Annotated in this window: 20 protein-coding genes; 12 read left to right on the top strand and 8 right to left on the bottom strand. The window is 69.2% G+C overall.

Translation table 11 applies throughout. The features are described 5' to 3' along the window. The first annotated feature begins 48 nt into the window (after positions 1-48). The 9 genes from ngcE (at position 49) to ACFPQ9_RS06910 (ending at position 12221) form a co-directional block, all read left to right on the top strand. Positions 49-1512, top strand: a complete 1464-nt coding sequence (gene ngcE, locus ACFPQ9_RS06950; protein WP_380848147.1) for an N-acetylglucosamine/diacetylchitobiose ABC transporter substrate-binding protein — start codon at positions 49-51, stop codon at positions 1510-1512. A 59-nt stretch (positions 1513-1571) separates the two neighbouring features. Beyond that, positions 1572-2498, top strand: a complete 927-nt coding sequence (locus tag ACFPQ9_RS06945; RefSeq protein WP_380848144.1) for a carbohydrate ABC transporter permease — start codon at positions 1572-1574, stop codon at positions 2496-2498. Between the two features lie 3 nt (positions 2499-2501). Further along, positions 2502-3425 (top strand): carbohydrate ABC transporter permease, encoded by a 924-nt coding sequence (locus ACFPQ9_RS06940; RefSeq protein ID WP_380848141.1) that lies wholly within the window; start codon positions 2502-2504, stop codon positions 3423-3425. Between the two features lie 218 nt (positions 3426-3643). Beyond that, positions 3644-4843, top strand: a complete 1200-nt coding sequence (locus ACFPQ9_RS06935; protein WP_380848138.1) for an ROK family transcriptional regulator — start codon at positions 3644-3646, stop codon at positions 4841-4843. Positions 4844-4976: 133 nt separating this feature from the next. Next, a complete protein-coding gene (locus tag ACFPQ9_RS06930) occupies positions 4977-6077 on the top strand; it encodes a sugar ABC transporter substrate-binding protein (RefSeq protein ID WP_380848480.1) in 1101 nt (366 codons plus the stop codon). Positions 6078-6257: 180 nt separating this feature from the next. Next, complete coding sequence (locus tag ACFPQ9_RS06925; RefSeq protein WP_380848135.1) at positions 6258-7049, top strand: ATP-binding cassette domain-containing protein; 792 nt, start codon at positions 6258-6260, stop codon at positions 7047-7049. Continuing rightward, positions 7046-8338, top strand: a complete 1293-nt coding sequence (locus ACFPQ9_RS06920; RefSeq protein WP_380848133.1) for a sugar ABC transporter permease — start codon at positions 7046-7048, stop codon at positions 8336-8338. Before ACFPQ9_RS06925 ends, ACFPQ9_RS06920 begins: the two co-directional genes overlap by 4 nt. A gap of 285 nt (positions 8339-8623) precedes the next feature. Beyond that, complete coding sequence (dxs, locus tag ACFPQ9_RS06915; RefSeq protein ID WP_380848130.1) at positions 8624-10552, top strand: 1-deoxy-D-xylulose-5-phosphate synthase; 1929 nt, start codon at positions 8624-8626, stop codon at positions 10550-10552. Between the two features lie 145 nt (positions 10553-10697). After that, the gene (locus tag ACFPQ9_RS06910) at positions 10698-12221 is read left to right on the top strand and encodes an amino acid permease (RefSeq protein WP_380848127.1); all 1524 of its coding nucleotides are present in this window, start codon (positions 10698-10700) and stop codon (positions 12219-12221) included. Between the two features lie 37 nt (positions 12222-12258). Here ACFPQ9_RS06910 and ACFPQ9_RS06905 read toward each other — a convergent pair whose 3' ends face one another. Further along, a complete protein-coding gene (locus ACFPQ9_RS06905) occupies positions 12259-12630 on the bottom strand; it encodes an NTP pyrophosphohydrolase (RefSeq protein ID WP_380848124.1) in 372 nt (123 codons plus the stop codon). A gap of 36 nt (positions 12631-12666) precedes the next feature. After that, entirely contained in the window at positions 12667-13752 is a 1086-nt protein-coding gene (locus tag ACFPQ9_RS06900; protein WP_380848122.1) for an NAD(P)-dependent oxidoreductase, read from the bottom strand. An 11-nt stretch (positions 13753-13763) separates the two neighbouring features. Between ACFPQ9_RS06900 and ACFPQ9_RS06895 the strand changes: the two genes are divergently transcribed. Continuing rightward, positions 13764-14780, top strand: a complete 1017-nt coding sequence (locus tag ACFPQ9_RS06895; protein ID WP_380848119.1) for a PLL family lectin — start codon at positions 13764-13766, stop codon at positions 14778-14780. Positions 14781-14859: 79 nt separating this feature from the next. On the opposite strand, the gene ACFPQ9_RS06890 is transcribed toward ACFPQ9_RS06895, so the two are convergent. From ACFPQ9_RS06890 to ACFPQ9_RS06870, 5 genes are all read right to left on the bottom strand, one after another. Beyond that, positions 14860-16989 (bottom strand): 3-hydroxyacyl-CoA dehydrogenase NAD-binding domain-containing protein, encoded by a 2130-nt coding sequence (locus ACFPQ9_RS06890; RefSeq protein WP_380848116.1) that lies wholly within the window; start codon positions 16987-16989, stop codon positions 14860-14862. Beyond that, positions 16986-18206 (bottom strand): thiolase family protein, encoded by a 1221-nt coding sequence (locus tag ACFPQ9_RS06885; protein WP_030952690.1) that lies wholly within the window; start codon positions 18204-18206, stop codon positions 16986-16988. Before ACFPQ9_RS06885 ends, ACFPQ9_RS06890 begins: the two co-directional genes overlap by 4 nt. Before the next feature lie 263 nt (positions 18207-18469). Next, the gene (locus tag ACFPQ9_RS06880; protein WP_380848112.1) at positions 18470-19750 is read right to left on the bottom strand and encodes an HRDC domain-containing protein; all 1281 of its coding nucleotides are present in this window, start codon (positions 19748-19750) and stop codon (positions 18470-18472) included. A 205-nt stretch (positions 19751-19955) separates the two neighbouring features. Beyond that, positions 19956-20618 (bottom strand): response regulator transcription factor, encoded by a 663-nt coding sequence (locus tag ACFPQ9_RS06875; protein ID WP_030967662.1) that lies wholly within the window; start codon positions 20616-20618, stop codon positions 19956-19958. A gap of 231 nt (positions 20619-20849) precedes the next feature. Beyond that, positions 20850-21527 (bottom strand): DUF3000 domain-containing protein, encoded by a 678-nt coding sequence (locus ACFPQ9_RS06870; protein WP_380848108.1) that lies wholly within the window; start codon positions 21525-21527, stop codon positions 20850-20852. A 104-nt stretch (positions 21528-21631) separates the two neighbouring features. On the opposite strand from ACFPQ9_RS06870, the gene hemE reads away from it, so the two are divergent. After that, a complete protein-coding gene (gene hemE, locus ACFPQ9_RS06865) occupies positions 21632-22699 on the top strand; it encodes a uroporphyrinogen decarboxylase (protein ID WP_380848105.1) in 1068 nt (355 codons plus the stop codon). A gap of 7 nt (positions 22700-22706) precedes the next feature. Here the strand turns inward: hemE and ACFPQ9_RS06860 are convergent, their stop codons facing one another. Further along, entirely contained in the window at positions 22707-23531 is an 825-nt protein-coding gene (locus tag ACFPQ9_RS06860; RefSeq protein ID WP_380848102.1) for a rhomboid family intramembrane serine protease, read from the bottom strand. Positions 23532-23622: 91 nt separating this feature from the next. On the opposite strand from ACFPQ9_RS06860, the gene ACFPQ9_RS06855 reads away from it, so the two are divergent. Then, complete coding sequence (locus ACFPQ9_RS06855; protein ID WP_380848099.1) at positions 23623-23949, top strand: hypothetical protein; 327 nt, start codon at positions 23623-23625, stop codon at positions 23947-23949. The last annotated feature ends 31 nt before the right edge of the window (positions 23950-23980 follow it).

The raw sequence follows: 23980 nt of genomic DNA, 5'->3' as shown, positions 1-23980 counted from the left end.
GGTGATCCGGTTCACCGCCTGAGTCCTGGAGAAGGCGAGGACTTGAGCATGGGATCCACTTCCGCCCAGAACCCTGAGTACAACGGCTCCGCACCTGTCGGACGTCGCGATCTGATCAAGCGGTCCGCCGCGCTCGGCCTGATCTCCGTACCCACCATGAGCTTCCTTTCCGCGTGTGCCAGCGGCGGGGGCGGCGGCAACGGGGACAAGGCGAAAGAGGGCGAGAAGACCGCGAAGAACCCGCTCGGCGTCAATGACACCGCGCAGATGGAGTTCGTGCTGTTCGACGGCGGCTTCGGCAAGGAGTACGCCGAGGACGCCGTGAAGATCTACGAGAAGAACTTCCCCGAGGTGACGGTGAAGTTCTCCGCCACCCAGAAGATCCAGTCCACCCTCCAGCCCCGTTTCAACCAGGGCACCCCGCCGGACCTCATCGACAACTCCGGTGCCGAGCAGATGGACATGGGCGTCCTGGTCGGCAAGGACCAGCTCGCCGACCTCACCCCGCTGCTCGACGCCCCGTCCCTCGACGACCCGAACAAGAAGGTCCGCGACACGCTGCGACCCGGCATCGTCGAGATGGGCCAGTTCGACGGCGAGAAGGTCTGGATCATGTACTACGCCTACACGGTGTACGGCGTCTGGTACTCGCAGAAGGCCCTGGACTCGCTCGACGAGCAGTACCCCGAGACCTGGGACCAGATGCTCGCGGTCTGCGAGAAGGCCAAGAAGAAGGGCATGGCCGGCTGGACGTACGCGGGCAAGTACCCGTACTACCTCCCCTTCTCGCTCTACCCGATGATCGGCAAGGTCGGCGGTGTCGAGGTCCTGGACGCCATCGACAACCTGGAGCCGAACGCCTGGAAGCACCCGGCGGTCAAGGCCTGCTTCGAGGCCTACTACGAGCTCTACAAGAAGGGCTACGTCCTCAAGGGCACCCCGGGTCTGGACCACATCCAGTCGCAGACCGCGTGGGCCCAGGGCAAGGCGCTGTTCATCCCGAACGGCTCCTGGGTGGAGAACGAGTCGGCGAACGTCATCCCGAAGGACTTCGACCTCGCCGTGTCCGCGCCGACCGGCATCGACTCCTCCGACAAGCTGCCCTTCGGCACGATCTGGGCCTCCGGCGGTGAGCCCTTCATCGTCCCGGCCAAGGCGAAGAACACCGCCGGCGGCATGGAGCAGCTGCGCATCATGCTGAGCGAGGCGAGCTCGAAGAACTTCACCAGCAAGGTCAAGTCGCTCACCGCCTACAACGGCGGCACCGACGGCATCACCCTCACCCCCGGTCTGAAGTCCGGCGTCGCGGCGCTGGACAAGGCCGGCCAGAACGTGGTGAACCCGCGTCTCCAGGACTGGTACGTACAGCTCCAGAAGGAGAAGATCGGGGTCTCCGGTCTCGGCGAGATGATGGCCGGACGCCTCACCCCGGCCGAGGCCATCAAGAAGATCCAGGGCTTCGCCGACGAGGCGGCCAAGGACACGTCGATCAAGCACTACAAGCACCAGTAAGGTCCCGTGAGGACCCGTCACCAGCGGCTGCACCCGCGCGCAGATCGGGGTCGATAGGAATGCAGCACGGCAAGTACAAGTTCATCGTGGGGTTCCTCGCGGTACCTCTGGGGCTGTACGCGCTCTTCGTCGTCTGGCCGTTCATCCAGTCCATCTACTACTCGTTCACGGACTGGACGGGGCTGAGCCCCGAATTCAAGATGGTCGGCTTCGACAACTACGAGAGGATGCTCGACGACGACATCTTCTGGAAGTCGTTGCAGCACAGCTTGTGGTTCGCGTTGTTGCTGCCGCTGGTGACACTGAGTTTCGCGCTGTTCCTCGCCTTCATGATCAATGTGGGCGGGCGGCGCAGAAAGGGCGGCCCGGCGATCACCGGTGTCCGCGGATCCTCGTTCTACAAGATCGTCTATTTCTTCCCGCAGGTGCTGTCCATCGCGATCGTCGCGCTGCTGTTCGCCTTCGCGTACAACCCGGACAGCGGCGCGATCAACTCGATCCTGCGCGGGATCGGCCTCGACAGCGTCCAGCCGCTCTGGCTGGGCGACCCGAATCTCGCGCTGTGGGCCGTGATGGGCGTGATCGTCTGGTCCACGGTCGGCTTCTTCGTGGTCCTGTTCTCCGCCGGTATGGCCTCCATCCCGGCGGATCTGTACGAGGCCGCGCTGCTCGACGGAGCCGGCCGCGCCAGCACCTTCTTCCGGATCACCCTGCCGCTGCTGTGGGACACCGTGCAGTCCGGCTGGGTCTACATGGGCATCCTCGCGCTCGGCGCCGAGTCGTTCGCGGTCGTACACATCATGACGACCGGACCCGGTGGCCCCGACTACTCGACCACGGTCATGGTCCTGTACGTGTACCAGAAAGCGTTCCGTGACGGGCAGGCCGCCTACGCCACCACGATCGGTGTGGCCCTGCTCGTCGTCACGCTGGCCTTCGCCGCCATCGTCATGCGGCTCGGGCGGCGCGAGCGGCTGGAGTTCTGACAGATGAAGACGACCGAGACCACCGCTCCCGTACCGGCCGAGTCCGGTATGCCCGTCACCAAGATCGACCTGACGGCCAAGAAGCCGGGCGGGAAGAAGAAAGAGGGCACCGTCCTCAACGTCTTCTCCCACGGTGTGCTGATCATCTGGGCGTTCATGGTCGCCATGCCGCTGCTGTGGGCGGTGATGACGTCCTTCAAGGACGACGCCTCCATCTTCGGCTCGCCCTGGTCACTGCCGGACAAACTGCACTTCTCGAACTGGTCGCGGGCCTGGACCCAGGCCAACATGAGCGACTACTTCCTCAACACCATCCTGGTGGTGGGGGGTTCGCTGATCGGCACGCTGGTGCTCGGTTCGATGGCGGCCTATGTCCTGGCCCGCTTCGACTTCCCGGGCAACCGCTTCATCTACTTCCTGTTCATCGGCGGCATGAGCTTTCCGATCATGCTCGCGCTGGTCCCGCTCTTCTACGTCGTGAACAACATGGGGCTGCTGAACACGATCCACGGGCTGATCCTGGTCTACATCGCGTACTCGCTGCCGTTCACGGTGTTCTTCCTCACTGCGTTCTTCCGCACCCTGCCGACATCGGTGGCCGAGGCGGCCTTCGTCGACGGCGCCTCGCACAGCCGTACGTTCTTCCAGATCATGCTTCCGATGGCCAAGCCGGGCCTGATCAGCGTCGGCATCTTCAACTTCCTGGGCCAGTGGAACCAGTACATGCTGCCCACGGTCCTGAACACCGATCCCGACAAGCGCGTCCTCACCCAGGGCCTGGTGCAGCTGGCCGTCAGCCAGGGCTACAAGGGGGACTGGTCCGGGCTGTTCGCCGGTCTGGTGATGGCGATGCTGCCGGTGCTCGCGGCCTACATCATCTTCCAGCGTCAGGTGGTGGCGGGGCTGACGGCAGGAGCTCTGAAGTAGTCCGGGGCCCGCACTGTGACGTAAGTCGAACGTAGCGCTCCGAAACCGCCCGCGTGCACGCCGTTCCCGTCCCTGGGAGCGGCGTGCACGGGTGTATGCACATACCCGGATCCGGTTCAACCTCTTGACGGGAGGCAACCCGAACGGCTCAGCTTAGAGTTCACTAGTTGGACACGAACGGGGCCTCATCGAAGCGGTCCCGCGCGCAGGAGGTCGTCGTGGAGACTCCGGGGTCGCAGTCGTCGCTGCACCGAGCCAATCTGGAGCGGGTCGTGCGGGCCGTACGGCTGGCCGGATCTCTCACCCAGGCGGAGATCGCGAGGACCACAGGTCTGTCCGCGGCAACGGTCTCCAATATCGTCCGTGAGCTCAAGGACGGTGGAACTGTCGAGGTCACGCCCACTTCGGCGGGTGGCCGCCGGGCCCGCAGCGTCTCGCTGAGCGGGGATGCCGGCATCGTCATAGGGGTCGACTTCGGCCATACGCATTTGCGCGTCGCGGTCGGGAACCTCGCCCATCAGGTGCTGGCCGAGGAGTCCGAGCCGCTGGACGTGGACGCGTCCTCGAAGCAAGGGTTCGACCGCGCCGAACAGCTGGTCAACCGGCTGATCGCGGCGACCGGCGTCGACCGGTCCAAGATCGCCGGGGTCGGTCTCGGCGTGCCCGGCCCGATCGACGTGGAGTCCGGCACCCTGGGCTCCACCGCGATCCTGCCGGGCTGGACCGGCATCAAGCCCGCCGAGGAGCTGCGCGACCGCCTCGGGGTGCCCGTGCACGTGGACAACGACGCCAACCTGGGCGCCCTCGGCGAGCTGGTCTGGGGCAGTGGGCGGGGCGTGCGGGATCTCGCGTACATCAAGGTCGCCAGCGGTGTCGGCGCCGGTCTGGTGATCAACGGCAAGATCTACCGGGGACCGGGTGGCACAGCGGGAGAAATCGGTCATATTACTCTGGATGAATCCGGCCCGGTCTGCCGCTGCGGAAACCGGGGCTGCCTGGAGACCTTCGCGGCCGCGCGCTATGTGCTCCCGCTGCTCCAGTCCAGCCACGGCACCGATCTGACCATGGAGGGCGTCGTACGGCTGGCCAGGGACGGAGACCCGGGCTGCCGTCGGGTGATCGCCGACGTCGGCCGTCACATCGGCAGTGGAGTCGCCAATCTCTGCAACCTCCTGAACCCGAGCCGCGTGGTCCTCGGCGGTGATCTCGCCGAGGCCGGTGAGCTGGTCCTCGGGCCCATCCGGGAGTCCGTCGGCCGCTACGCGATCCCCAGCGCGGCGCGCCAACTGTCCGTTCTTCCCGGGGCACTTGGCGGCCGTGCCGAGGTGCTCGGAGCCCTCGCGCTCGCGCTCAGCGAGATGGGTGATTCAACCCTTTTGGACAGCACGCTGCACGCCGCTGCCCCTGCCTTCACTTAGAGAACGGATGGCACCGTTGCCAACCCGTTAAGGATTTACTTCTTGACGTCGCACGTGTGGCCGAGTTGACTTCCAGCCACCTCGGCCGCAACGACGCGGCCTCGTCAGGGAGGTTTCTGAAGTGAACACGCGTATGCGTCGTGCCGCCGTAGCCATTGCCGCAGGTGCGATGGCCATCTCGCTGGCTGCCTGTGGCAGCGCCGAGGAAGCCGGCGGCGACAACGACTCCACCGCCGGCGCCGCCAAGGGCGACGACATCAAGGTCGGTCTGCTGCTGCCGGAGAACAAGACGGCCCGGTACGAGAAGTTCGACCGCCCCTTGATCGAGAAGAAGGTCAAGGAGCTCACGAACAACAAGGCGGAGTTCCTCTACAACAACGCCAAGCAGGACGCCAACCTCCAGGCCCAGCAGGTCGACACCATGATCACCAACAAGGTGGACGTGCTGATCCTGGACGCCGTGGACGCCAAGGCCATCCAGAACTCCGTGCAGAAGGCCGTCGACGCGGGCATCAAGGTCGTCGCCTACGACCGCCTCGCCGAGGGCCCGATCAGCGCCTACACCTCGTTCGACAACGAGGAGGTCGGCCGGACCCAGGGTGAGGCCCTGCTGACCGCGCTGGGCGACAAGGCCACGAAGTCGACCAAGATCGTCATGATCAACGGCTCGGTCACCGACCCGAACGCCGCCCAGTTCAAGAAGGGCGCGCACTCCGTCCTCGACGGCAAGGTCACCATCGCCAAGGAGTACGACACCAAGGAGTGGTCGCCGGACAACGCCAACTCCGAGATGGAGGCCGCGATCTCCTCCGTCGGCGCGAAGAACATCGCCGGCGTCTACTCCGCGAACGACGGCATGGCCGGCGGTATCATCACCGCCCTCAAGGCCGCCGACCTCACCATCCCGGTCACCGGCCAGGACGCGGAGCTCGCCGCCGTGCAGCGCATCGTCTCCGGTGAGCAGTACATGAGCGTCTACAAGCCGTACGCCCCCGAGGCCGACGCCGCCGCCGAGATGGCCGTGGCGCTCGCCAAGGGCGAGTCCCTGGACTCCGTCGCCAAGGACAAGGTCTCCAGCAACAGCGCGAAGGACGTCCCGTCGGTGCTGGTCCCGGTCACCTCGCTGACCAAGGACAACATCAACGACACCGTGATCAAGGACGGCGTCTACACCGCCGCCGAGATCTGCACCGGCAAGTACAAGGCCGCGTGCACCACGCTGAAGATCGGCTGAGTCGGGTCCCTTTCCAGGTGCGGGAATTCGTCCTTGAATTCCCGCACGGGACATGACTGCAACAGACTCCCTCCGGCGCCCCGCGCATACGTCAGCCCCGCAAGCTCGGCGCGGGGCGCCGGACGGAACCCCCCAACTTTTCTCTGCACAACCCTTCCGCCGGGTCAGGCGGCGAAGGAGATGGTTCACGTGTCCGCTACGCCCGTGCTGGCGTTGCGCGGGGTCTCCAAGCGGTTCGGTGCCGTTCAGGCGCTCACCGACGTAGAGCTTGAGGTCCACGCCGGTGAAGTGGTCGCCCTGGTCGGCGACAACGGTGCCGGAAAGTCCACGCTGGTCAAGACGATCGCCGGCGTGCACCCCATCGATGAGGGCGTCATCGAATGGGACGGCAAGGCCGTCTCGATCAACCGGCCGCACGACGCGCAGGCCCTGGGCATCGCGACGGTCTACCAGGACCTCGCGCTGTGCGACAACATCGACGTCGTCGGCAACCTCTTCCTGGGCCGCGAGCTGAAGAAGCGCGGCGTCCTCGACGAGGTCGAGATGGAGCGCCGCTCGCGCGAGCTGCTCCAGACCCTGTCGATCCGCATCCCCAGCGTGCGTATCCCGATCGCCTCGCTCTCCGGCGGTCAGCGCCAGACCGTGGCCATCGCCCGCTCCATGCTCGGCGAGCCCAAGCTGGTCATCCTCGACGAGCCCACCGCCGCCCTCGGCGTCGAGCAGACCGCCCAGGTCCTCGACCTGGTCGAGCGGCTGCGCGAGCGCGGGCACGCCGTGATCCTCATCAGCCACAACATGGCCGACGTGAAGGCCGTCGCGGACAAGGTCGCCGTGCTGCGCCTCGGCCGCAACAACGGCGTCTTCGAGGTCAAGACGACCTCGCAGGAGGAGATCATCTCCGCCATCACCGGCGCCACCGAGAACGCCGTGACCCGCCGTGCGGCGCGCACGAACGGGGAGGTTTCCAAGTGAGCATCGACAAGACCTCCGCGACGGCGCAGGACCACGAGGTACTCAACACCGAGGCCGCCGCGGCCGCGGTGACCGCGGTCGACCCGCGCCTGCTGGTGCAGGAGCAGGGCCTGGCCGGCTACCTCACCGAGTTCCGGCGCAAGCTGAAGGCCGGCGAGCTGGGCTCGCTGCCCGTCATCCTCGGCCTGATCGCCATCTGCGTCATCTTCCAGAGCCTGAACTCCGCCTTCCTGTCCGCGCAGAACATCAGCGACATCACCGTCACGATGGTCGGCACGGGCATGATCTCCGTCGGCATCGTCTTCGTGCTGCTGCTCGGCGAGATCGACCTGTCCGTCGGCTCGGTCAGCGGCGCGTCCAGCGCCCTCGCGGCCGTCCTCGCGGTGAACCAGGGCTGGCCCGAGTGGGCGGCCGTGCTCTTCGCCGTCGCGGCGGGTGCCCTCATCGGTGCGGCGCACGGCTTCTTCTTCGCGGTGCTCGGCGCCCCGGCGTTCGCCGTCACACTGGCCGGTCTGCTGTTCTGGCTGGGCTTCATGCTCCAGACGCTGGGCGAGAACGGCACGATCAACCTCGACAGCGACGGTCTGATCGGCAAGCTGACGACGTACTTCTTCACGGACGTGGCGGCCGCGTACGGCCTCGCGGCCGTGGTGACCGCGGTGTTCTTCATCACCTCGTTCCTGGGCAACCGCCGCCGCCAGGCCGCGGGCATCCCGTTCCGGCCGCTGAGCGACACCATCCTGCGGACGGTGCTGCTGGGTGTCGTGTCCTTCGCCGCGGCGATCATGTACAACCAGTACAAGGGCCTGCCGCTGGCCACGGTGATCTTCCTGGTCTTCCTGGTCGCCACGGACTTCGTGCTGCGGCGTACCTCGTACGGCCGCAAGATCTTCGCCCTCGGTGGCAGCGTCGAGGCCTCGCGTCGTGCCGGTATCAACGTGACCGCGGTGCGCATCTCCGTGTTCGCGATCTCGGGTGGCTTCGCCGCCATCGGTGGACTCTTCCTGGCCTCGAAGATCGCCTCCGCCAACCAGAGCGCCGGTACCGGTGACCTGCTGATGAACGCCATCGCGGCGGCCGTCATCGGTGGTACGTCCCTCTTCGGCGGACGTGGCCGCACCTGGAACGCGCTGCTCGGTGTGCTGGTGATCGTCTCGATCCAGTACGGCCTCCAGCTGGAGTCCATCGCCGAGCCGGTCAAGTACATGATCACCGCGGGTGTGCTGTTGACCACGGTCGTGATCGACTCGATCACCCGTAAGACGCAGAAGACCGCGGGTCGCGCGTAGCGCGGGACGCCGTAGCGCCGCAGGGGCGTGGGTGAGCTGGCGTGTGCCGGTCCGTCGTGGCCGGTCGCGCAGTTCCCCGCGCCCCTTTGCGGTGTTGTGTGTCGCGCCCGCGCGGCGGTAGCCGCATATGGACACAGCCCCGCGACCTTTCTCGGCGTTGTAGTACGGGGTGTTGTTGGGTAGAGCCGTTTGCGTGACGTATGACGGGTGGGCCGGGAACCTTCCGCTGAGGCGGAACATTAGACTCGACAAGCCCGGCAACAGCTCTACTGCAAGGAGGCACGGGTGCCGCTGCTGACCCGCATCACGGGACCGCGCGATCTGGACCGGCTCAGCCCTGAGCAGCTGGACCAGCTGGCAGAGGAGATCCGGACCTTCCTCGTCGACGCCGTTTCCAAGACCGGCGGCCACCTCGGCCCCAACCTCGGTGTGGTGGAGCTGACCATCGCCCTGCACCGGGTCTTCGATTCGCCGAAGGACAAGGTGCTCTGGGACACGGGCCATCAGTCCTACGTCCACAAGCTGCTCACCGGCCGCCAGGACTTCAGCAAGCTGAAGAAGAAGGGCGGCCTGTCCGGCTACCCCTCGCAGGCCGAGTCCGAGCACGACGTCATCGAGAACAGCCACGCGTCGACCGTCCTCGGCTGGGCCGACGGGCTCGCGAAAGCCAACCAGCTGCGCAAACGCGACGACCATGTCGTCGCCGTCATCGGTGACGGCGCGCTGACCGGCGGCATGGCCTGGGAGGCGCTGAACAACATCGCCGAGGCCAAGGACCGCCCCCTCGTCATCGTCGTCAACGACAACGAGCGGTCCTACGCGCCGACCATCGGCGGCCTCGCGAACCACCTGGCGACCCTGCGGACGACGGACGGCTACGAGCGCTTCCTGACCCGCACCAAGGAGATCCTCGACCGCACCCCGGTCGTCGGCAAGCCCCTCTACGAGACCCTGCACGGGGCCAAGAAGGGCCTGAAGGACTTCATCGCCCCGCAGGGCATGTTCGAGGACCTCGGCCTGAAGTACGTCGGCCCGATCGACGGTCATGACATCGAGGCCCTGGAGTCGGCCCTCGCGCGGGCCAAGCGGTTCGGCGGCCCGGTCATCGTGCACTGCCTCACCGAGAAGGGCCGCGGCTACCAGCCCGCCCTCCAGGACGAGGCCGACCGCTTCCACGGCATCGGCCCCATCCACCCCGACACCGGCCTGCCGATCAAGGCCTCGGGCGCCGACTGGACGTCCGTCTTCGGCGACGAGATGGTCGAGCTCGGCAAGGAGCGCGAGGACATCGTCGCGATCACCGCGGCGATGCTCCAGCCGGTCGGCCTGAAGAAGTTCGCGGACACCTTCCCGGACCGGATCTACGACGTCGGCATCGCCGAGCAGCACGGCGCCGTCTCCGCCGCGGGCCTCGCCACGGGCGGCGTGCACCCGGTCTTCGCCGTGTACGCCACCTTCCTCAACCGCGCCTTCGACCAGGTCCTGATGGACGTGGCGCTGCACAAGTGCGGCGTCACCTTCGTGCTGGACCGCGCCGGCGTCACCGGCACCGACGGCGCCTCTCACAACGGCATGTGGGACATGTCGATCCTCCAGGTCGTCCCCGGCCTCCGGCTCGCCGCCCCGCGCGACGCCGACCAGGTGCGGGCGCAGCTGCGCGAGGCCGTCCAGGTGAAGGACGCGCCGACCGTCGTGCGCTTCTCCAAGGGCGCCGTCGGCCCCGCCGTACCCGCCGTGGGGCGCGTCGGCGGCATGGACGTGCTGCGCGAGCCGGGCACCGACACCCCCGACGTGCTGCTCGTCTCCGTGGGCGCCCTGGCCCCCATGTGCCTGGAGATCGCCTCGCTCCTCGACAAGCAGGGCATCACCACCACCGTCGTCGACCCGCGCTGGGTCAAGCCCGTCGACGAGGCCATGGCCCCGCTCGCCGAGCGCCACCGCGTCGTCGTCACCGTCGAGGACAACTCCCGTGTCGGCGGCGTCGGCTCGGCGGTCGCCCAGGCCCTGCGCGACGCGGGCGTGGACGTCCCGCTGCGCGACTTCGGCATCCCGCCGCGCTTCCTCGACCACGCCTCCCGCGCCGAGGTCCTGGCCGAGATCGGGCTCACCGCCCCCGACATCGCCCGCCAGGTCACCGGCCTCGTCTCCAAGTTGGACGGCCGGTTCGACCGTACGGCCGCCGGGGTCGACTCGGTGGAGCCCGCGCGCGACTGACGGCCGCTCACGTCCGGACGGGCCGGTTTCGCCACCCATGACGGTGGTGAAACCGGCCCATCTGTGTGAATCCGCCCGTGCCGGGGCATGCGTACGACGCCCCCTCTCGATCATGTCGAGGACGACAAGCGTGGGAGGTACGACCGTGAGCAGCACACTCTTCCGGACGAAGAGAGTCGAGCAGTCCATCCTCGATACCGAGGAGCCGGAGCACGCGCTCAAGAAGTCTTTGTCCGCGTTGGATCTGACCGTCTTCGGCGTCGGTGTCATCATCGGCACCGGCATCTTCGTGCTCACCGGCACCGTCGCGAAGGACAACGCCGGGCCCGCCGTGGCCCTGGCGTTCGTCGCCGCCGGCGTCGCCTGCGCGCTCGCCGCGCTCTGTTATGCCGAGTTCGCCTCGACGGTCCCGGTGGCCGGGTCCGCGTACACGTTCTCGTACGCCTCACTCGGTGAGCTCCCCGCCTGGATCATCGGCTGGGACCTGGTCCTGGAGTTCGCGCTCGGGACGGCGGTGGTGGCCGTCGGCTGGTCGGGCTACATCCAGTCCCTGATGGACAACGCGGGCTGGAACATGCCCACGAGCCTGGGCAGCAGAGAGGGCGCGGACGCCTTCGGCTTCGACATCCTCGCCGCCGCGCTCGTCCTGGTCCTCACCGTCATCCTCGTCCTCGGCATGAAGCTGTCCGCGCGGATCACATCCCTGGTCGTCGCCATCAAGCTGGCTGTCGTCCTGACCGTGATCGTCGCCGGCGCGTTCCTGATCGACGGTGACAACTACGACCCGTTCATCCCCGACACCCAGACGGTGGACGCGGGCGGCAGTCTCCAGGCCCCGCTGATCCAGCTCATGTTCGGCTGGGCCCCCTCCAACTACGGCGTGATGGGCATCTTCACCGCCGCCTCGGTCGTGTTCTTCGCCTTCATCGGCTTCGACGTCGTGGCCACGGCCGCCGAGGAGACCAAGAACCCGCAGCGCGACATGCCCCGCGGCATCATCGGCTCGCTCGTCATCTGCACCACGCTGTACGTGGCCGTGTCGATCGTCGTCACGGGCATGCAGCACTACACCAGGCTGTCCGTGGACGCCCCGCTGGCCGACGCGTTCAAGGACACCGGGCACCCCTGGTTCGCGGGCTTCATCAGCTTCGGCGCCGCGGTCGGCCTGACGACGGTGTGCATGATCCTGCTGCTCGGCCAGACCCGGGTGTTCTTCGCGATGAGCCGCGACGGACTGCTGCCGCGCTTCTTCTCGCACGTCCACCCGCGGTTCAAGACCCCGCACCGGCCGACCATCCTGCTCGGCGTGATCATCGCGGTCCTCGCCGGCTTCACCCCGCTGACCGAACTCGCGGCCCTGGTGAACATCGGCACCCTGTTCGCCTTCGTGGTCGTGGCGATCGGCGTGATCATCCTCCGCAAGACCCGCCCCGACCTGCACCGCGCCTTCCGCACCCCATGGGTGCCGGTCATCCCGATCCTGTCGGTGTGCGCCTCGCTGTGGCTGATGATCAACCTGCCCGCCGAGACCTGGGTCCGCTTCGCCATCTGGATGGTGGCCGGCTTCGGTGTGTACTTCCTCTACGGCCGCTCCCACAGCCGCCTCGGACGGCACGAGGAGACGACCGTGGCCGAGGTCGAGAAGGGGGAGGACCCAGGCACCGCCTAGCCCGTCCCGACGGCACGGGGCCGCGTACGGCAGCCGGCTACGGCCGGACCGTGCGCGGCCCTGCCACGTCCGCCCCCAACTCCGTCACGCGCCGGCGCAGTTCCCGGTCCGCGGTCACCACCAGGCAGGGCCGCCCGGCCGCCCGCGCGACCAGCTCGACCATGTGGTCGTCCCCGCTTCCGGCGGCGGACTCCACCAGCACCCCCGGCACGCTCCGCACGCCCCGGGCGGCCCCCTCCACGACGAGCACGATCTCCACGGGCCCCACGTGCCCGGGCACCCCGTCGGCCGCCAGCCGGTCCCGCAGCCGCTCGGCCGCCCCCCGTCGGTCCCGCCACCACCCGTCGGGCACCGACCCGACGACGTTCGCGGCGTCGACGATCACGAGCAGGGGGACCTCAGCGTTCATGCGGCAAGGGTCGCACGGGTCCCGGGGCCGGCCCGTTCACTCCGCGGCCCCCTCCTCGAAGCTGGCGAAGTACGCGGCCGCCATGTCCTCGTCGCCGTGTCCCTGTGCCGTGGCCCGCTCGAAGCGCTCCGCGCTCGCCGCCGCCACGTCCAGCTGTACGCCGTGCCGTTCGCCGGCCTCCACGATGAGCCGGGCGTCCTTCGCCGCCGTGCTCACCGCGAACGCGGCGGGGGACAGCCGGTCGTTCAGCACCAGCCCCGTCTTGGCCCGCAGATACCCCATGTCGAGCGGCCCGCCGTCGATCAGCTCGAAGAAGCGCTCCGGGTCCACGTCGAGGGCCTTGGCCAGCGCCAGCACCTCACCGGCGGCGTTCGTCACGGCGAGCACCCAGCTGTTGGCGACCAGCTTCAGCCGGGTCGCGCTGCCCGCCCCGCCGTCCTCGCCGGTCCACACCGTGCGGGCGCCGACGGCGTCGAACACCGGCGTCACCGTCTCGCGGCCCTCGGCCGGCCCCGCCGCCAGGACGGTGAGCTGACCGGCCTCGGCGGGCTGGCGGGTGCCGAGGACGGGGGCGTCGTAGAAGACGAGGCCGTGTTCGTCGGCGAAGGCGGCCAGGCCGGGAACGGCGTCGATCCCGGCGGTCGTCGACTGCATCCAGACGGCGCCGGACCGCAGTCCGGGCGCCGCCTCCCGCATCACTTCGAGCGTCGCGGGACCGTCGTACAGCATGGTCAGGACGACGTCGGCGCCCTGGACCGCCTCGGCGGGGGAGCCGGCGACGAAGGCACCGTCGGCGGCCAGGGGATCGGCCTTGGCCCGGGTGCGGTTCCAGGCGCGGACGGTGTGCCCGGCCTTCGCGAGATTGCGGGCCATCGCGGCGCCCATGATGCCGGTGCCCAGGACGCTCACGGTGAGCTTGTCGGTCATGACGTCGAATTCCTGTTCTCGTGCGGACGTTGCTGCTCTGATCCAGCTTGCCCCGCGCACGCGCGGATGCCGGGGACCCCACGGGCCGGACGGGGAGTTGGGAGCTTCATCACGCCGCGACCCGAGCAGTCCGGAGCAGGCCCTGCCGGTCCCGGGAAAGCGGGGGCGGGACACGAGCACGGGCCCGCCCCGCATATGGTGATCCGGTGAACGGCGACTGGCTCATCCGCGGCCGTGACGGCCGCCTCAGCGTCTATCTGCCGACCGAGGACGCCGTCCTGTGCCGGGCGGAACTCGGCCCCGGCGGCCCCTGGGAACCCCCGCGCAAGGTCGGCGGCGACCAGAAGCTGCGCCCCGGCCCCGCGGTCGGCCAGGGCGCCGACGCCTACGCCCATCTGGCCGCCTGGCGGCCCACCAAGGAGGGTGAGGCGGGCCTGGTGCACTCCACACACTTCCGGCCCCGTCTGGCGCCGCTTGACTGGACGTCCATCGGCCACCCGGACAGGACCGGCGACCGCACCGGCACACCCGCCGTCACGGTGGACGCGCAGGGGCGGGCGCATGTCTTCGTGCGCAACCGGGAGGGCGGCGTGAGCATGCGCGGCCAGAAGGAGGTCGGCGGCTGGGGCCCGTGGCGCGACCTGAAGGGAGCCGATGTCGACGACCGGCTGGCCGCGGTGACGGGGGAGTCGGGGCGAGTCGAGCTGTACGCGGCCGTCCCCGGGGCCCTGCTGCACTGGCGGCAGGAGAAGCCGGGCAGCGTCCCGGTCCTGGAGGAGGCGATGGAGACGCCGGTGCGGGCCGGCACCCTGCACGCCCTGGCCACCTCCGCGGAACACACCACCCTCTTCTACGCCGACGACTCCGGCGACCTGTGCGCCTGGCGCCCCGGCACCAAGCCGGTGACCCTCCTGGCGTCGGCCGGTCCCGGCCCGGTGACCGCGATCCGCTGCGAACTCGACGGCCACGACTGCACGTTGCTCGCCCAGCGCTCGGCGAGCGGTCGTGTCGCCTTCGCCGCGTATCCGACGGAGCAGGAGTCGGCGGGCGCGTGGTGGACCGAGTCGGGGCCGCAGCTGCCGGTGGACGCGGTGGTGGCGATGGCGGTGGACGAGGACGGCCGGGTCGTGGCGGCAACGCTGTCACCGTCGACCGGCCAACTCCAGATCACCCGCCGCAAGGACGAGCCGGGGCTGGCCCTGGAGGCGTGGCGGGAGGTCTGACCGCCCACCCCGACCCCAAGAGCCCGGTACACGAAAGGCCCCTGCCGGAGCAGGGGCCCTCACTCGTGTACGAGTCGTGCTACGCCGGAACCGACGCCACGCCCGGAGCGAGGAACTTCTTGCCGTTCACGCGCTCGGAGACACCCTCGCGGTCCAGGTACGGCGTGATGCCGCCCAGGTGGAAGGGCCAGCCGGCGCCCGTGATCAGGCAGAGGTCGATGTCCTGGGCCTCGGCGACGACGCCCTCGTCGAGCATGAGCCCGATCTCCTGGGCGACGGCGTCCAGGACACGGTCACGGACCTGCTCCTCGGTGAGGACCGAGTCGCCCTGCTTCAGCAGTGCGGCGACCTCGGGGTCCAGCTCCGGCTTGCCGGAGTCGTAGACGTAGAAGCCGCGCTTGCCCGCCTTGACGACGGCCGCGAGGTTCGGGGAGACCGTGAAGCGGTCCGGGAAGGCCCGGTTGAGGGTCTCCGAGACATGCAGGCCGATCGCGGGACCGACCAGCTCAAGCAGCACCAGCGGGGACATCGGCAGACCGAGCGGCTCCACGGCCTTCTCGGCGACCTCGACCGGGGTGCCCTCGTCGATGACGTTCTGGATCTCGCCCATGAAGCGGGTGAGGATGCGGTTCACGACGAACGCCGGGGCGTCCTTGGTGAGGACCGCGGTCTTCTTCAGCTTCTTGGCGACGGCGAAGGCCGTGGCCAGCGAGGCGTCGTCGGTCTTCTCGCCGCGGACGATCTCAAGGAGCGGCAGGACCGCGACCGGGTTGAAGAAGTGGAAGCCGACGACCCGCTCGGGGTGCTGAAGCTTCGACGCCATCTCGGAGACCGACAGGGAGGAGGTGTTGGTGGCGAAGACGGCGTGCGCCGGGGCGACCGCCTCGACCTCCGCGAACACCTGCTGCTTGACGCCGATCTCCTCGAACACGGCCTCGATGATGAAGTCCGCGTCGGCGAAGCCCTCGGCCTTGTCCAGCACACCGGTGACCAGGGCCTTCAGGCGGTTGGCCTTGTCCTGGTTGATACGGCCCTTGCCCAGCAGCTTCTCGATCTCGGAGTGGACGTAGCCCACACCCTTGTCGACACGCTCCTGGTCGATGTCCGTGAGGACGACCGGGACCTCCAGGCGGCGCAGGAAGAGCAGCGCCAGCTGCGAGGCCATCAGGCCCGCGCCGACCACGCCGACCTTGGTGACCGGGCGCGCCAGGTTCTTGTCCGGGGCGCCGGCCGGGCGCTTGCCGCGCTTCTGCACCAGGTTGAAGGCGTAGATGCCGGACCGCAGTTCGCCACCCATGATCAGGTCGGCGAGCGCCTTGTCCTCGGCGTCGTAGCCCTGCTGGAGGTCGCCGTTCTTGGCGGCGGCGATGATGTCGAGGGCGCGGTAGGCGGCCGGAGCGGCGCCGTGCACCTTCGAGTCCGCGATGGAGCGGCCCTTGGCGACGGCCTGGTCCCAGCCCTCACCGCGGTCGATCACCGGACGCTCGACCTCGACGTCGCCCTTGAGGACGTTCGCGGTCCAGATCAGCGACTGCTCGAGGAAGTCGGCGCCCTCGAAGATGGCGTCCGCGATACCGAGGTCGAAGACCTGCTGGCCCTTGAGCTGCTTGTTCTGGTTGAGGCTGTTCTCGATGATCACCGAGACGGCCTTGTCGGCACCGATCAGGTTGGGCAGGATCGTGCAGCCGCCCCAGCCGGGAACCAGGCCGAGGAAGACCTCGGGGAGCGAGAAGGCGGGCAGCGCCTTGCTGACGGTCCGGTACTTGCAGTGCAGACCGACCTCGACGCCACCGCCCATCGCGGCACCGTTGTAGTACGCGAAGGTCGGCACGGCGAGCGCCGAGAGGCGCTTGAAGACCTCGTGACCGCCCTTGCCGATGGCCAGCGCGTCCTTGTGCTCCTTCAGCAGCTCGACGCCCTTGAGGTCGGCGCCGACGGCGAAGATGAACGGCTTGCCGGTGATGCCGACGCCGACGATGTCGCCGTCCGCGGCCTCCTTCTCGACCTGGTCGATGGCGGTGTTGAGGTTCGCCAGCGAGGCCGGGCCGAAGGTGGTCGGCTTGGTGTGGTCGAAGCCGTTGTCCAGCGTGATGAGCGCGAAGCGCCCGGCGCCGAACGGCAGGTCGAGGTGGCGCACGTGGGCGCTCGTGACTACCTCGTCGGGGAACAGCTCGGCCGCACCCTTCAAAAGCTCAGCGGTGGTGCTCACTTGCTGCCTCCGTCGAAGTTCGGGTTCTCCCAGATGACCGTCGCGCCCATGCCGAAGCCGACGCACATGGTGGTCAGGCCGTAGCGGACGTGCGGCTGCTCCTCGAACTGGCGGGCCAGCTGCGTCATCAGGCGGACGCCGGAGGAGGCGAGCGGGTGGCCGAAGGCGATGGCGCCGCCGTACTGGTTGACGCGCTCGTCGTCGTCCGCGATGCCGTAGTGGTCGAGGAAGGCCAGGACCTGGACGGCGAAGGCCTCGTTGACCTCGAACAGACCGATCTCGGAGATGTCGAGGCCCGCCTTGGCGAGGGCCTTCTCCGTGGCCGGGATCGGGCCGTAGCCCATGACCTCCGGCTCGACGCCCGCGAAGGCGTAGGAGACCAGGCGCATCTTCACCGGGAGGTTGTTCTCGCGGGCGAAGTCCTCCGACGCGATGAGCGAGGCGGTGGCACCGTCGTTCAGACCGGCCGCGTTACCGGCGGTGACCCGGCCGTGGACGCGGAACGGGGTCTTGAGGCCGGAGAGGTTCTCCAGCGTGGTGCCCGGGCGCATCGGCTCGTCGGCGGTGACCAGGCCCCAGCCCGTCTCGCCGGCCTCGGGGTTGGTGCGGCGCACGGAGATCGGAACCAGGTCGGCCTGGATCTTGCCGTTGGCGTACGCCTTGGCGGCCTTCTCCTGCGAGCGCACCGCGTACTCGTCGGCGCGCAGCTTGGTGATGTGCGGGTAGCGGTCGTGCAGGTTCTCCGCCGTCATGCCCATGAACAGGGCGGACTCGTCGACCAGCTTCTCGCTGACGAAGCGCGGGTTGGGGTCCACGCCCTCGCCCATCGGGTGGCGGCCCATGTGCTCGACACCACCGGCGATGGCGATGTCGTAGGCACCGAAGGCGACCGAACCGGCGACCGAGGTGACGGCGGTCAGGGCGCCGGCACACATACGGTCGATGGAGTAGCCGGGCACCGACTGGGGCAGCCCGGCGAGGATGCCGGCCGTGCGGCCGATGGTCAGGCCCTGGTCGCCGATCTGCGTGGTCGCGGCGATGGCGACCTCGTCGATCTGCTTGGCGTCGAGACCCGGGTTGCGGCGCAGCAGCTCCCGGATCGCCTTCACGACGAGGTCGTCGGCGCGGGTCTCGTGGTAGATGCCCTTCGGGCCCGCCTTGCCGAACGGGGTGCGGACGCCGTCGACGAAGACGACGTCCCTGACGGTACGAGGCACGATGGCTCTCCTCCAGGGTGCGGGACGCTGAGCGCTTGCTCATGGCCATGCTACTTATGAGTAACGTAGCTGCACAGTCCCGCAGCCCGGAGCGGCGAACGTCACACCCCGTGCTGAATCCGCCGGGAGGATCTTGGCGCGATCTCGACGCAGCTGTTCCCAGAAAAGGAGCGCCCAGGGGGCGCCCCTCAGGGGCGCGGGGAACTGCGCGGGCAACCACACGGAACCCGCAGCGGCCGCGCAACCAGCACCCGTACCGGCGACTATGCGGACAACGCAGCCACCAACACCGGCGTCACCTGCTCGACCTGCCAAGGCCGAGCCCCATGTCCCGCCAGCGCCGCCGCCACCGACTCCGCGCTCACCGCCGCCGGCGGCTCCCAGCACACCCGCCGCACGGTATCGGGAGTGATCACATTCTCCTGAGGCATGTTGAGCGTCTCGGCCAGCGCCGACACCGCGGCCCGAGCTGCGGCCAGCCGTGCCGCGGCGGCCGGGTCCTTGTCCGCCCACGCCCGCGGCGGAGGCGGCCCCGCCACGGGCTGGCCGGGCGCCGGCAGCTGCGCTTCGGTCAGGGCCTTGGCACGGTCGACGGCGGCCTGCCACTGCTCCAGCTGCCGCCGCCCCATCCGGTGCCCGAACCCGTTGAGCGCGGTCAGGGCATGCACATTGCCCGGCATCGCGAGCGCGGCCTCGACGATGGCCGCGTCGCTGAGCACCTTGCCCGGCGAGACGTCCCGCTTCTGGGCGATCCGGTCCCGCGTCTGCCACAGCTCCCGCACCACGCCGAGCTGCCGGCGTCTGCGCACCTTGTGCATCCCGGAGGTCCGCCGCCAGGGGTCCTTGCGCGGCTCGGCGGGCGGCGCGGACGCGATGGCGTCGAACTCCTGCCACGCCCACTCCAGCTTCCCCTGCCGGTCGAGCTCCTTCTCCAGGGCGTCGCGCAGGTCCACGAGCAGCTCGACGTCCAGCGTCGCGTACCGCAGCCAGGGCTCCGGCAGCGGCCGGGTCGACCAGTCCACGGCCGAGTGGCCCTTCTCCAGGACGAACCCGAGCACGTTCTCGACCATCGCGCCGAGACCGACCCTCGGGAAACCGGCGAGCCGTCCTGCCAGCTCGGTGTCGAACAGCCGCGTCGGCACCATGCCTATCTCACGCAGACAGGGCAGGTCCTGGGTGGCGGCGTGCAGCACCCACTCCACTCCGGACAGCGCCTCGCCGAGGCCGGACAGGTCGGGACAGGCCACGGGGTCGATCAGCGCGGACCCCGCGCCCGCGCGACGCAGCTGCACCAGATAGGCGCGCTGGCCGTAGCGGTAGCCGGACGCGCGTTCGGCGTCGACGGCGACGGGGCCCGAGCCCGCGGTGAAGGCGGCGATCACCTCGGCGAGCGCGGCCTCGTCGGCGATCACGGGCGGAATGCCCTCGCGGGGCTCCAGCAAAGGGATCGGCGCCTCCGTAACAGAAGATCCGTCGTCTTCCGGAGGGGCGCCTCCGGTGGTTCGCAGTGAACTGTCTGCTGCGGTTTCTTGGGCGTCGGTCACATGTCAAGGGTATCTGTGTATGGACAGCGCCCGCCGACGGAACGTTCCGTCGGCGGGCGCCCGAGGGTCGTAAACCAGTCAGTCAAGTGAAGGGATCCGGCTCACGGCGGATGAGGGACGAGGCGGGGATCAGCGGCCGATCCCGTTCACGTCAGTGAATGATCACGTGCTGAATCGGAGCCGGCGGGGCTCGGCGGGGGCGGGTTCAGTGGATGATGCCGGTGCGCAGCGCCACGGCGACCATACCGGCGCGGTCACCGGTGCCGAGCTTGCGCGCGATGCGGGCGAGGTGGCTCTTGACGGTCAGGGCGGACAGGCCCATCGAGACGCCGATCGCCTTGTTCGACTGGCCCTCCGCCACCAGCCGCAGGACCTCGACCTCACGGCCGGACAGTTCGCGGTAGCCGCCCGGGTGGCTCGGGGCACCCGGGTGGCGACGGTGCATACGGGCGGCGGCGGCGCCGATGGGAGCGGCACCGGGTCGGGTGGGGAGCCCGACGTTGGTGCGGGTACCGGTGACGACATAGCCCTTCACACCGCCCGCGAGGGCGTTGCGTACGGCGCCGATGTCGTCGGCGGCGGACAGGGCGAGGCCGTTCGGCCAGCCCGCGGCGCGGGTCTCGGACAGCAGGGTGAGGCCGGAGCCGTCGGGCAGATGGACGTCGGCGACACAGATGTCGCGGGGGTTGCCGACGCGGGGGCGGGCCTCCGCGATGGACGAGGCCTCGATGACATCGCGCACGCCGAGAGCCCAGAGGTGACGGGTGACGGTGGAGCGGACGCGGGGGTCGGCCACGACCACCATGGCGGTCGGCTTGTTCGGGCGGTAGGCGACCAGGCTTGCGGGCTGCTCGAGGAGAACGGACACCAGGCCTCCTGGGGTGCGGGGACGGCTTTCAAGGTCACAGTCGTCTTCGGCACCAAACCTCTGGCCCTTTAGGGAAAGATCACGATTTAGTGAGTAACAATTGGGGCAATTCAGACACGTGGTCGATCGTTCGGGGAGTAAATCGCGTCGATCATGGACTGTTTCCTGACCGAAAGTGGCCGTATCGACAAAGTGACGGTCAAGCCTCGGGCCGTCGAGCGCCGTGCGGGTTTACCGGGACTGCGGGTCGCGGCGCTGCGGCAGCGTCACCACGGACGCGTCCCCCGGAGCGGCCGGCGGCAGGCCCGCGATCTGGGCCAGCAGATCGCACCAGGACGCCAGATGGGACGCGGTGTCCGGGACCCCGCCCAGCCCCTCGCGCGGCGTCCAGGAGGCACGGATCTCGATCTGCGAGGCCGCCTGGCGCTCGGACAGGCCGCCGAAGTAGTGGGAACTCGCCCGCGTGACGGTGCCACTCGGCTCGCCGTACGACAGCCCGCGCGCCTGGAGCGCCCCGGTCAGCCAGGACCAGCACACCTCGGGCAGCAGCGGGTCGGCGGCCATCTCCGGCTCCAGCTCCGCGCGCACCAGGGTCACCAGCCGGAAGGAGCCCTGCCAGGCGTCGTGCCCCGCAGGGTCGTGCAGCAGCACCAGACGGCCGTCGGCCAGGTCCTGGTCGCCGTCGACGACCGCCGCCTCCAGGGCGTACGCGTACGGGGCAAGCCGCTGGGGCGCCTTGGTCTGCTCCACCTCGATCTGCGGTCGCGGACGACTCGCCCGCAGTGCCTCGACAGCGGCCCGGAAAGCCGCTGGAGCCGTACTGTGCGAATGCCGGTCCCCCTCCCCGGTCTCCTTCGCGTCATCCATCCCGCCAGTACCGTCCGACAGTCTTCCCTGAGCCGCAGCCATGCCGGGAAGATTAAGGGGAACCGGGGCTTCGTGCAGGGAGGGACACCCGGACAACACGGCAACCCCCGCGCTCAGGCCTTCGCGGGCGTGCGAGACTTGCCCCCGTGAGTGCCAATCAGACGCCGCCGCCGGCCACGCCCGACGCAGTCAAGAATTCAGCCTTCCTGAAGGCGTGCAGGCGCGAGCCCGTGCCGCACACGCCGGTGTGGTTCATGCGGCAGGCAGGGCGCTCGCTTCCCGAGTACCGCAAGGTGCGCGAGGGCATCGGCATGCTCGACTCCTGCATGCGGCCCGATCTGGTCACCGAGATCACCCTCCAGCCCGTGCGCAGGCACGACGTGGACGCGGCGATCTACTTCAGCGACATCGTCGTACCGCTGAAGGCCATCGGCATCGACCTCGACATCAAGCCCGGCGTCGGCCCGGTCGTCGAACGCCCCGTCCGCACCCGGGCCGACCTGGCCCGACTGCGTGACCTCACGCCCGAGGACGTCTCCTACGTCACCGAGGCCATCGGCCTGCTCACCGCCGAACTCGGCGCCACCCCGCTCATCGGCTTCGCCGGCGCGCCTTTCACCCTCGCGAGTTACCTCGTCGAGGGCGGTCCGTCGCGCACGTACGAGAACGCCAAGGCCATGATGTACGGCGACCCGGAGCTGTGGGCCGACCTCCTCGACCGTCTCGCCGACATCACCGCCGCCTTCCTGAAGGTGCAGATCGAGGCCGGCGCCTCCGCCGTCCAGCTCTTCGACTCCTGGGCAGGCGCCCTCGCCCCCACCGACTACCGCCGCTCGGTGATGCCCGCCTCCGCGAAGGTCTTCGACGCCGTCGCCGGGTACGGCGTCCCGCGCATCCACTTCGGCGTCGGCACCGGTGAGCTGCTGGGGCTCATGGGCGAGGCCGGCGCGGACGTCGTCGGCGTCGACTGGCGCGTCCCGCTCGACGAGGCCGCCCGCCGCGTCGGCCCCGGCAAGGCGCTCCAGGGCAACCTCGACCCGACCGTCCTGTTCGCCACCCCCGAGGCGGTCGAGACCAAGACCCGCGAGGTGCTGGACGCCGCGGCCGGTCTGGAGGGCCACGTCTTCAACCTCGGCCACGGCGTCATGCCGTCCACCGACCCGGACGCCCTGACCCGGCTCGTCGAGTACGTCCACACGCAGACGGCCCGGTAAGAAGCGCTCACCACGTCTGCCGGGGCCGCGCCCGTCTGCCGAACAGCAGGCCCCGCGGCTCCGGCGGCGGTGGTGTCCCCGGCTTGAGCGGCCAGGCGAGCAGCATGCCCGTGAGGAAGCCGACGATGTGCGCCGCGTACGCCACGGTGCCCGCGTCGGAGACAACCTCGCCGGAGGAGTACACGGCCTGGAGCACGAACCAGAAGCCGAGCACCAGCCAGGCCGGCAGCCGCAGCGGCAGGAAGATCAGGAACGGCACCAGGACCCACACCCTGGCTCTCGGATACAGCACGAGATAGGCGCCCAGAACGCCCGCGATGGCCCCTGAGGCGCCGATCAGCGGTTCGGCCGAGTCGTCGTTGAGGAGCGCGAAGCCGTACGACGCCGCGTAGCCGCAGACGACGTAGAAGAGGAAGTACCGCACATGGCCCATGCGGTCCTCGATGTTGTTGCCGAAGATCAGCAGGAACAGCATGTTCCCCAGCAGATGCAGCCAGCTGCCGTGCAGGAACAACGCGGTGAGGACCGACAGGGCGGGGGACTTGTCGTAGTCCGGGCGGCCGATCACACAGCCGGGGCCGTTCGGGCCCACCGCCACCTCGCCCGTGGGGACCGCGCCCGGCAGCTGATCGTGGATCAACTCCCGCGGTACGGCGGCGTAGTGGTCCAGGAACGCGTGCAGATGGCACAGCTGGGCCAGGCTGCTCTCACCGGACACGGAGCCGGCTATCCCGGGCGTGGACAGGAAGACGAGGACGTTCGCGGCGATCAGCGCGTAGGTCACCCAAGGGGTGCGGCGGACCGGGTTCACGTCATGGACGGGGATGACCACGAGGGTCTTCTGCCCGGGATACGTCCGGCGAATCGGTGAACGCGCGTGTGTCGGCGTGCGTATGTCTCGGCAACCTACGTGAGGAACAGCGATGAACGACCGGGTTACTCCTCCCGCGATCCACGCGTTGCCGGATGGTGAGGCCGAGATTTCCGTGGTGGTGCGGCTGCCGTGGGAAGACGTCGCGCGGCTCGGCCAGGAGGCCGGGCGGCTCGCTGCGCAGATGCAGCGGCCGGTGACGCTGGATGAGGCGGTGAGCCATCGGCTGCGGTCGGCTCGGCCGGGTGCCGCGCATGCGAAGCCCTCCGGGGAGCAGCCGGTTGCCATGCCTGCGAACGCGTCGGTGTCGTCGTTGCCGTCGCGGCCGCCGGCCGAGCAGGCTCGGCAGGCCATTGAGAGGATCAACGGCAGCGCCTGAGCGTCGTAGGGGTGCGGGGGTTCGGCGGGTG

The organism is Streptomyces coerulescens (assembly GCF_042657965.1).
GTDB classification, from domain to species: Bacteria; Actinomycetota; Actinomycetes; order Streptomycetales; family Streptomycetaceae; genus Streptomyces; species Streptomyces coerulescens.
The sequence above is the reverse complement of the archived record's forward strand: the minus strand, read 5'-3'. Positions and strand labels throughout refer to the sequence as shown.

Bases quoted from the DNA above. Each gene is read 5' to 3' on its own strand.
- ngcE (WP_380848147.1), top strand. From the start codon at position 49: ATGGGATCCACTTCCGCCCAGAACCCTGAGTACAACGGCTCCGCACCT.
- ACFPQ9_RS06945 (WP_380848144.1), top strand. From the start codon at position 1,572: ATGCAGCACGGCAAGTACAAGTTCATCGTGGGGTTCCTCGCGGTACCT.
- ACFPQ9_RS06940 (WP_380848141.1), top strand. From the start codon at position 2,502: ATGAAGACGACCGAGACCACCGCTCCCGTACCGGCCGAGTCCGGTATG.
- ACFPQ9_RS06930 (WP_380848480.1), top strand. From the start codon at position 4,977: ATGCGTCGTGCCGCCGTAGCCATTGCCGCAGGTGCGATGGCCATCTCG.
- ACFPQ9_RS06925 (WP_380848135.1), top strand. From the start codon at position 6,258: ATGGTTCACGTGTCCGCTACGCCCGTGCTGGCGTTGCGCGGGGTCTCC.
- ACFPQ9_RS06905 (WP_380848124.1), bottom strand. From the start codon at position 12,630: ATGAACGCTGAGGTCCCCCTGCTCGTGATCGTCGACGCCGCGAACGTC.
- ACFPQ9_RS06900 (WP_380848122.1), bottom strand. From the start codon at position 13,752: ATGCGGGGCGGGCCCGTGCTCGTGTCCCGCCCCCGCTTTCCCGGGACC.
- ACFPQ9_RS06870 (WP_380848108.1), bottom strand. From the start codon at position 21,527: ATGGCTGCGGCTCAGGGAAGACTGTCGGACGGTACTGGCGGGATGGAT.
- ACFPQ9_RS06855 (WP_380848099.1), top strand. From the start codon at position 23,623: ATGAACGACCGGGTTACTCCTCCCGCGATCCACGCGTTGCCGGATGGT.